The organism is Cobetia sp. 29-18-1 (genome assembly GCF_029846405.1).
Classification (GTDB): Bacteria; Pseudomonadota; Gammaproteobacteria; order Pseudomonadales; family Halomonadaceae; genus Cobetia; species Cobetia amphilecti.
The window spans coordinates 217,417-226,709 of record NZ_JARWKS010000005.1; the positions used below are offsets into that span (position 1 = coordinate 217,417).

Below are 9,293 nucleotides of genomic sequence, written 5' to 3' on the forward strand. Positions count from 1 at the left end.
GTCTGCCTCAATGAAGCCGTACCGGTGGCTGCCACCTCAGGGCAAGCAGTGTCACACGCGCCACTCACTGACGGCGCACCGCGGGGCAATCAGGTACAGAAAATGCATATAAAACGGACACTTCCGCTGGAAAGTCCTCGTGACGACACGCTCGCGAAAACAATAGAGAACACGCATGAGCCACCCGCTGTTTCACCTCGATTCCTCGCGCAAGGAAAGCCTGCAATTCCAGATTCGCGAGCAGATTTCCCAGGCGATTCTCGAAGGCCATCTGCCACGTGATGTCGCGCTGCCCTCCAGCCGCAAGCTGGCCCGCGAGCTGAATGTCGCGCGCAATACCGTGATGCTGGCCTATGAGCAGCTGCTGGAAGACGGCTTTCTGATCGCCCGCGAGCGCAGCGGTTACTTCATCAATCCCGAGATTCTCAAGGGTCGCGCCGACACGCCGGTGCGCCTCAATGACATCGAGGCCGACAGCCTTGACTGGGATGAGCGGCTGGCCTTCAAGCCCTCTGTGCAGCGCGCCATCGAGAAGCCCGGCGACTGGCACCAGTACGACTACCCCTTTCTCTATGGCCAGCTGGACCCGGAATTCTTCCCCACCCAGCACTGGCGCGAATGCAGCCGCGACTCGATGAGCGTGCCGTCGATTCGCAGCTGGTCGGTGGACCACCTCAACAATGACGACCCGCTGCTGATCGAGCAGATCCACCAGCGGTTGCTGCCCCGCCGCGGCGTCTGGGCAAGCCCGGAGGAAATCCTGATCACGGTGGGCACCCAGCAGGCGCTGTGGATCAGCTGCATGCTGCTGCTCAAGCAGGGCCAGCGCTTCGCGATGGAGAACCCCGGCTACGTCGACATGTACAACATCGCCAGCACCTTCACCGATGACATCCAGCTGCTGCCCATCGACGACAAGGGCATGCAGCCGCTGGAATCGCTCAAGGACTGCCGCCTGGTATATGTCACGCCCAGCCACCAGTCGCCGACGACCATCACCCTGCCGCTGGAGCGCCGCCGCCAGCTGCTGGACATGGCCGAGACCGGCAACTTCCTGATCATCGAGGACGACTACGAGAGCGAGAGCAACTACGCCGACAACCCGACACCCGCGCTCAAGAGCCTCGACCGCCACAAGCGCGTCATCTATGTCGGCAGCCTCTCCAAGACCCTCGCCCCCGGTCTGCGTCTGGGCTACATGGTCGCGCACCCGACCCTGATTCGAGAGGCCCGCGCCCTGCGCCGCCTGATGCTGCGCCATCCGCCGACCAACAATCAGCGTGCGGTGGGACTCTTCATCGCGCGCGGCTATCACGACAGCCTGATCAATCAGATGCACCAGGTGATGCAGCGTCGCTTCCTGCTGATGCGTGACGCCATCCAGCGCCATCTACCGATGATGAGCACGCCGGCCACCTACGGCGGCTCCTGCTTCTGGATGCACGGCCCGAAGAGCCTGAATGCCCACCGCCTGGCCGCCCTCGCCCGTGAGCAGAGCATCCTGATCGAGGTCGGTGACCTGCACTTCTTCTGCGATCGCAGCAGCCACCGCCACTACTTCCGGCTTGGCTTCTCGGCGATTCCGGAATCACGCATCGAAGCCGGCATCCTCAAGCTGGCCGCGCAGGTGCCGCTGGCGATGGAGGAGGCGCCGTCAGTTGCAGGCGCAGAGACAGAAGCACCGGAGATGGACGCAACGAAGACGGACGCACCGGAAACACAAGCACAGCCGTTACCCCCTCAGCCCGCCCTGCCCACTCCCCACGGCGCATCACGTCAACAGCGCGCCAGCTAGCCTGATCCTTGCGAGGAGATGAGAGGCGAGGAGATGAAAGGCAAGGAGAAAAAAGGCGAGGCGAGCCGCCGTATCGGCCATGGCTGAGGCAAACCCTGCCCATTCCCAAGCAACGATAACTCGCAATGATTATCCTATGGATAACAAAGATGCTCCCTCACTGATCATGAAGCGCGATCAATACGGGAGCATCCGGGTCATCGTGGCATCAGTGCCAAGTCACACCTATTGCGCTTCATCCTTCATCGCGTACCAGCGATACAGGCAACGCTGACCGGTGCGACGGAACGGCGCAAACAGCGGGGATTCGACCTTGTTGAGCACATTGGGATACGGCAGGCGTGACTGGAAGATCGGCAGCACCAGATCCGCCGCGTCCCTGGCGATCCACTGAGCGAGGCGCTTGCCCGCCTGGGCGGAATACATCACGCCGTTGCCGCCATAGCCCATGGCGTAATAGATGCTCTGCTTGGGGTCCGGCTGATGGATGCGCGGCATCATGTCGTGGCTGACATCCACCCAGCCCCACCAGGAGTAATCGACCTCGATGCCGCTCAGCGCGGGGAACTTGCGGTGCATGTCGGCGATCAGCAGCTGCTCGTATTGCGCCTTGGGCGCATCACGCCCCGAGACGGCACTGCGGCTGCCGATCTGCAGGCGGTTGTCCGGCAGCAGGCGATAGTAGTGGCGCAGCACGCGGGTGTCGGTGAGCACCTGATGGGTATGGAAGCGGGTCGCCTCGATTTCCTGCGCCGTCAGCGGGCTCGTCACCAGCGAGTTGGAGAGCACCGGCATCAGGCGCTTGTCGAGCTCCGGATGCAGCTTGCCGGAGGTGTAGCCGCCAGTCGCCATGCCCACCGAGCGCGCCTTGACCACGCCACCCGGCGTCGTCAGATAGTGCACGCCATCGCGGGTCTCCCAGCTCTCCACCGGGCTTGCCGGGTGCACCTTGACGCCCAGGCGGCGCGCCTTGCGCAGATAGCCGAAGGCCAACTTGCCCGGGTGCACGCCGATGCCTTCCGGCTCGTGCATCGCACCGCAGGCCTCTTCATCACCGACCCACTCATTGCGCACCGTGGCGCCATCGATGATGCGGGCATCGTAGTTGAAGGTCTCGCGCAACAGGCGCGCTTCCTTCTCCAGCCCCGGCATCATGCGCTCGCGGTGGGCGATGTACAGATGGCCGCCCGGCTGCGGATCGCAGTCGATGTCCTTGATCAGCTCCTTGAAATTCTCCATGCCCTCGACGCACTCGCGGTGCAGGCCGTGGGCGGCCTCGAGCCCGTAACGCTCGATCCACTGCGAACGCTTGAGGCGACCGGTGGCACACTGCGCCTGACCGCCATTGCGGGTCGAACAGCCCCAGCTGACCCGATTGGCCTCCAGCACGGTGGCCTTGATGCCGTACTTCTCGGCCAGCACGATGGCGGCGGTCAGCCCCGTGAAGCCGGAGCCGACGATCACCACATCGGCGTCGATATCGCCCATCACCGGGCCATCGTCTGCCGGCGGCTCACCGGCGGTGGCGACCCAGTAGGTCGGCGCGTAGTCGCGCCCTTCGCCGGGGGTGGCACTCACCAGCGGGTCGTAGGCCGGGTCATACGGCCGCGAGGCCTGAGTGGCCGGACGCTGCTCTGATTCGTTGCCCATGTCCGACGGCCGGGCGCCGTGCTGCACGATAGTTTCCATCTCGAACACCTCCTCTCACCCGCGGGGCGCACGCCATGACCTGACGCCATGACGTGCTGCCCCCGAGGCAAAGACAGCTTCAGAAACCTCTTCCCTGGTCGGTGCGCCGCTGGCGCTCAGACGTTGACGGGCGGACGGTTCTTGCGGAAGGCGTTCTTGATCGCGATCTTGCCGTCTCGCAGCGTGAAGGCGTCGATCATGCGCGCTTCGCTGCGCGCGCCATCGGCGGTGGTGCCGGTATAGGTGCTGATGACGAAGCCACGCTCGCCATCGGCGAAGATTTCCGTGTCGATCCACTGGGCATCCGGCGCGTTCTGCCAGGCGGCGGAGAGGCCCGCACGCACGGCGTCCTGACCGGCGAAGGTCTTGCCTTCGAGTTCCGGCCCGGCGATGGCGAGGAATTCGCAGTCATCGGTCATCATCGACAGGCAGTCGTCGATGTCGTGACGGTTGAGGGCGTCGCAGAAGGCGGTCAGCAGTTCGATGGTGGCTTGGTGAGTCATGGGTCGGGCTCCGCAGTCTTGTTGTTGGGCTTGTTGTTGAGCTTTTGGCTGAGCTTGTTGTTGAGCTGATGAGCGGCAGCAAGCGCTGCGCCATGACCCGAGACTACGCCGACACTCGCACCGCCCTTTAGCACCAGTTGGCAGCCACCGATTGGGCCAGTTGGCACCAAGGGGGCTGCCCTGGCGCCAACTGGTCCCATCGCGCCGCGCTGATGCTGTACCAAGGCCGTCCAATCGCCAACCAAGCGCCGCCCTGGGGAGAGTCAGCCTGCGAGGGCCGTGGGCGCTGCCACGCCCGGTGGCATGAAGGCCTCCGCTGACATGAAGCTCTCGCGCCCGAGCAGGATGTCGCTGAGCAGGCGCGTGGCGGCGGGCGCCAGCACCAGGCCATTGCGATAGTGACCGGCATTCACGTAGAGGCCATCAAGCCCCGGCACCGCGCCGATGAAGGGCGTGCCATCCGGCGTACCCGGACGCAGGCCGGCCCAGTGATGCTCCGGCACCAGCTCACCCAGCGCCGGCAGAATGCTCGCGGCGCTGGCATGCAGCGACTCGCGTGCCTGCGCGGTGGTGGACTTGTCGAAATCCTGATGCTCCAGGGTCGAGCCGATCAGAATCCGCCCATCGGCGCGCGGAATCACGTAGCGACCATCGCACAGCACCACCCGCGACAGCAGCGGCTCATCCACACTGCAAAGCCCCGCCGCCACCGGATTGAAGACCATCATCTGGCCCTTCACCGGGCGCACCGGCAGCAGCACGCCGGCGGCCGCCAGCAACTTGCCACTCCAGGCGCCGCCACACACCACGACGTTGTCTGCGCTGACGGTCTCATCAACAAGCCGGACGCCCGTGACACGCGACGGCGTGGCAAGCACCAGCTGCGTGACCTCACAGTCTTCACGCACCCGGATACGCGGATGCGCCAGCAGACGCGCACGCAGCGCCTGACCGAGTCGCGGATTGCGGATGCTGCCGAGCGTCGGCATCCACAGCGCCTGCTGATGGCCGCTGACCAGATGCGGCTCGCGCGCATAGAGCGCCTCACGCTCGATCACCTCCAGCGGCTTGTGCTGGGTGCGCGCCCAGTCCAGCGCCAGCGCCTCATCCTCGACCCGCAGATAGATCAGGCCCTTCTGGCGGTATTCGGGGTCGATGCCGGTGGCGTCCTTGAGCGCCTCGGCAAGCCTGGGGTACTCGCCTTCTGACCAGCGTGACAGTGACGAGATGGCGCTCGAATAGCGCCACGGATACAGCGGCGAGACGATGCCGCCACCGGCCCACGATGCCTCGCGTCCGCACTGGCCGCGCTCCAGCAGCGTGACCGTCTGGCCGGCCTCGGCCAGCTGCCACGCCATCATCATGCCCATCACGCCGCCACCAATGATCAGGGTATCGCTCATCTGCCTTGCTCCTGCGGGGAATGAATAATCACAAATCTCATATTTCGATACGATTTGCATTATTTTTAGAAACAAAGCTATATTCACAGCATTGCCGCCGCCCGGTTTGCCTGTCTCCCCGCGACAGGTCCACCGGGCAGCCACCAACAAGAATGACGAGGGAGACACCCCGTGAGCGACGCCACCTTGACGCCTTCCAGCAGTGATACAAGCTCTGCCAGTAGCGATGCAGGCCCCGCCGCCTCTGCCGAGCAGCCGCTGCCCGCCGGTCAGTTGCAGCCCACTGAGCTGCGCGGCGTGCGCGAGCTGTTCGGCATCGACAGTGACCTCAAGGTGCCGGTATTTGTGGAGCGCGACGCCCACGTGCCGGAAATCGATCACGCCTATCGCTTCAATCCCGATGTCACCCTCGCCATCCTCGCCGGCTTCACCAACAACCGCCGCGTGATGGTTCAGGGCCTGCACGGCACCGGCAAATCGACCCATATCGAGCAGATCGCCGCGCGTCTCAACTGGCCGTGCCTGCGCGTCAATCTCGATGGCCATGTCAGCCGGCTGGACCTGGTCGGCAAGGACGCCATCGTGATTCGCGACGGCGTGCAGGTCACCGAATTCCAGGAGGGCATCGTGCCCTGGTCGCTGACCCGCCCCATCGCGCTGATCTTCGATGAGTACGATGCCGGCCGTCCGGACGTGATGTTCGTCATCCAGCGCATTCTGGAGCGTGACGGCCACTTCACGCTGCTGGATCAGAACCGCGTGATTCGCCCGCATCCGCAATTCCGGTTGTTCGCCACCGCCAATACCGTCGGGCTTGGCAATCAGGATGGGCTCTATCACGGCACCCAGCTGCTCAACCATGCGCAGATCGACCGCTGGAACATCGTCGCCAAGCTGGATTACCTGCCGCGTGAGGAAGAGGTGAAGATCGTGCTGGCGCGTGTGCCCGCCAAGGACAACGAGCGTGGCCGCGCCCTGATTCGCGCGATGGTCGCGGTGGCCGACCTCACCCGCAAGGGCTTCGCCAATGGCGACCTGTCGAGCCTGATGTCGCCGCGTACCGTGATCACCTGGGCGGAGAACTGCGAGATCTTCCGCAATCCGGCGCTGGCCTTCCGTCTCTCCTACCTCAACAAGTGCGATGAGCATGAGCGCCCGCTGGTCGCCGAGTTCTATCAGCGCTGTTTCGCCAAGGAGCTGGAGGAATCCGCGGCGCTAATGGAGAGCGACCTGATGGATGAACAGGACAGCGACAAGGGAGCCCGGGCATGAGTGCGGCCCAGCAGGTACGCCGTCGTCAGCAGTATCTCGAGGAGCTTTCGGCGGCGAGTCTCGGGGCACTCAGCGGTCAGGCCGGCTGGGCCTATCGGGGGCGGCGTCTGAGTCGGCATGCTCAGGCGCTGCCATTGCGCACGCCGCATCTGCGCCTTGAGGAAGATGACTGCACGCTCGACAACTATCGCGCGGTCAGCGATGCCATCGCGCTGCGCCTGCTCCACACCGACGAGGCGCTGCATCTGGCGGCGCGTCCGGCGTTGCCGGAAACCCGCCTGATCTATGACCTGCTGGAGCAGCTGCGCGTCGAGGCGCTGGTCGACCCTGACATGCCCGGCGTGAAGGAGAATCTGGCGCGGCGCTTCACCGACTGGTGCCTGGCCTTCTATCACGCGGGCCTGACCGAGACGAGCAGCGGCATCCTCATCTACAGCGTCATCCAGTCGTGCTGGTCGCGCCTGATGGCCTGTGCGGTGATCCACGAGACGGAGGATTACATCGAGACGACGCGCGCCTCCTTCTATCAGGCGCTGGGCGCTGACATGGCGGGGCTGAGACGCACGCGTTTCGATCAGGCGGCCTATCAGCAGCATGCGCTGAACATCAGCCTGTGGCTGGAGCAGGAACTGGCCGAATCACTGGAGGAGCAGGACGGCGAGAAGGATGACGAGTCAGAGGCCAGTCAGCGCTTCGCGCTGTTTCTGGAAAACGAGGATGAGGAAGCGAGTCTGCTCGAGGAGCAGGCGGCGTCGCAGCTGCCGAGTCATCGGCGTGGCGCACCGGAGGAATTGCTGCCCTATCAGGTGTTCACCACGGCCTATGACCGCGAGCTGGAACCGGCCAGGCGCATGCGCGCTGCCCTGCTCGATGAGTATCGTCAGGCGCTGGATACGCGTCTGGCGGAGCAGAAGATCAACGTGCGGCGCCTGGCACGTCAGCTGGCGCGCCATTTCAGCTCGCCGCAGCGTGAGGGCTGGCACTTCGGGGAGGAGGAAGGAATCATCGATGGGCGGCGGCTGAGTCAGGTGATTTCCTCGCCGGCCGAGCGGCGGGTCTTCCAGCGCGAGCGCTGGGTGCCCGAGGCCAGTGCGCAGGTCAGCTTCCTGATCGACTGCTCCGGTTCGATGAAGGTGCATGGCGAGGCGGTGGCGATGCTGATCGAGATACTCACCCGCGCGCTCGACATGGCCGGTGTGCCCACCGAGGTGCTCGGCTTCACCACTGGCGCCTGGAATGGCGGCCGCGCCCTGAAGGACTGGCGACGCGCCGGCAAGCCCGCGCGTCCGGGCCGCCTGAATGAAGTGCAGTATCTGGTCTTCAAGCCCGCCTCACTGGCGTGGCGACGTGCACGCCGCAACTTCGGCGCCCTGCTCAAGGCTGATCTCTACCGCGAAGGCGTGGATGGCGAAGCCGTGCAATGGGCCTGCTCACGACTCGCGGACAACACTCCTGCCGACGAAGGCGCGCGCCGTCTGCTGGTCGTCATCTCCGATGGCAGCCCCTGTGACAGCGCCACCAACATGGCCAATGATGAACAGTACCTCGACAGCCACCTCAAGCAGGTTGTCGCGCAACAGACCCGCTCCGGCCGCCAGGCCATCCTCGGCCTCGGCGTCGGGCTGGACCTCAGCGCCTACTACCCCAACCAGCTGATCATCGATCTTGAACGCACCCTCGACAACGCCCTCGCCGATGAAATCGTCTATCACATGGCGCTAGCGTGCCGGCATCAGGGGATAAACTAATGGGAAACATAATTAACAAGCTATAAGTTATATGAGAAAAGTGTTGCTGTTTAACCACGGCATTCATCTAAATCATATGCCACAGCACTTCTTGACTTTCAAACCACTACCACATGGGCAAAGATGATTTCGTGCGCTACCTTTTAATTTCTTACTTACTTTTACTTCTCGCGCCTCAGGAAATTCATTTGAAGTTCTATTAAATATCTCTCTAGAGGCAAGCAGACCATCTTCCACATATCTATCGTGTAACTTCTCTGCTTCATTATAGAAATCGGCATCTAGCTCATTTACTTTGAGAGAAACAAAATCTTGCCCTTCACCAAAAAAAATCTCTAGTGAGCTTAGCATTATTCTCACGAGTTTTAAAACCTATACCATATATTCTACTAACCCCTCTATTGAGATACAAATTAATAGCACAATAGCCTCCTAGCAACTCTCGCCTTAATCTTCTATATCTGTTGTCTGCTGCAAACATATCGGGAAGTGCAAAAAAAGATATGCCTTGGTTGAGTCATATGGATCTATCATGAGCCTAGTACCACGCTTTGATGGTACAGCCTTATAATAAAACTCCAAAAAAGTTTCCGCTAACATTCGCCTCTCAAATCTATTGCTTCTAGCTAACTCTCGAATACCCTCCTCAGCTTCACTATGACTTATGAAATTAGTATACTCAGCACTATTGTTAAGTATATGATAAGTAAAAGCCTCAATCATATCGTCCCAGAAATAACTTACTTTATTCTCTGAAGACTTATATCTAAAAGAATAAGTATCGTAAAGATTAGAAATACCTTCACCGTCTATAACTACACAATCACTATTAAGGAAACACTGCACAAATCCTGCCGTTGGTGCCTGATCGCCACCGACGGGG

At 62.0% G+C, this 9,293-nt stretch carries 8 protein-coding genes; 3 read left to right on the top strand and 5 right to left on the bottom strand.

The annotated features are described in order from the left end of the window. The first annotated feature begins 175 nt into the window (after positions 1 to 175). A complete protein-coding gene (locus QD208_RS06070; protein ID WP_153636310.1) occupies positions 176 to 1,795 on the top strand; it encodes a PLP-dependent aminotransferase family protein in 1,620 nt (539 codons plus the stop codon). A 225-nt stretch (positions 1,796 to 2,020) separates the two neighbouring features. Here the strand turns inward: QD208_RS06070 and QD208_RS06075 are convergent, their stop codons facing one another. The 3 genes from QD208_RS06075 to thiO form a co-directional block, all read right to left on the bottom strand. Further along, positions 2,021 to 3,484, bottom strand: coding sequence for an FAD-dependent oxidoreductase (locus tag QD208_RS06075; protein WP_279836183.1), 1,464 nt, complete (start codon positions 3,482 to 3,484; stop codon positions 2,021 to 2,023). Between the two features lie 116 nt (positions 3,485 to 3,600). After that, positions 3,601 to 3,987 carry a nuclear transport factor 2 family protein gene (locus tag QD208_RS06080; RefSeq protein WP_153636311.1) on the bottom strand — a complete coding sequence of 129 codons (387 nt, stop codon included), beginning with the start codon at positions 3,985 to 3,987 and terminating at the stop codon, positions 3,601 to 3,603. A 263-nt stretch (positions 3,988 to 4,250) separates the two neighbouring features. Continuing rightward, entirely contained in the window at positions 4,251 to 5,390 is a 1,140-nt protein-coding gene (gene thiO, locus QD208_RS06085) for a glycine oxidase ThiO (RefSeq protein ID WP_153636312.1), read from the bottom strand. A 171-nt stretch (positions 5,391 to 5,561) separates the two neighbouring features. On the opposite strand from thiO, the gene QD208_RS06090 reads away from it, so the two are divergent. Next, the gene (locus QD208_RS06090; protein WP_242007674.1) at positions 5,562 to 6,662 is read left to right on the top strand and encodes an AAA family ATPase; all 1,101 of its coding nucleotides are present in this window, start codon (positions 5,562 to 5,564) and stop codon (positions 6,660 to 6,662) included. Next, positions 6,659 to 8,410, top strand: coding sequence for a cobalt chelatase (locus QD208_RS06095; RefSeq protein ID WP_153636313.1), 1,752 nt, complete (start codon positions 6,659 to 6,661; stop codon positions 8,408 to 8,410). The genes QD208_RS06090 and QD208_RS06095 overlap by 4 nt, the downstream gene beginning before the upstream one ends. A gap of 72 nt (positions 8,411 to 8,482) precedes the next feature. Here the strand turns inward: QD208_RS06095 and QD208_RS06100 are convergent, their stop codons facing one another. After that, the gene (locus QD208_RS06100) at positions 8,483 to 8,761 is read right to left on the bottom strand and encodes an SEC-C metal-binding domain-containing protein (protein ID WP_153636314.1); all 279 of its coding nucleotides are present in this window, start codon (positions 8,759 to 8,761) and stop codon (positions 8,483 to 8,485) included. A 96-nt stretch (positions 8,762 to 8,857) separates the two neighbouring features. Further along, positions 8,858 to 9,293, bottom strand: a 436-nt coding sequence (locus tag QD208_RS06105; protein ID WP_279836193.1) for a hypothetical protein, incomplete at its 5' end; no start/stop codon positions are given.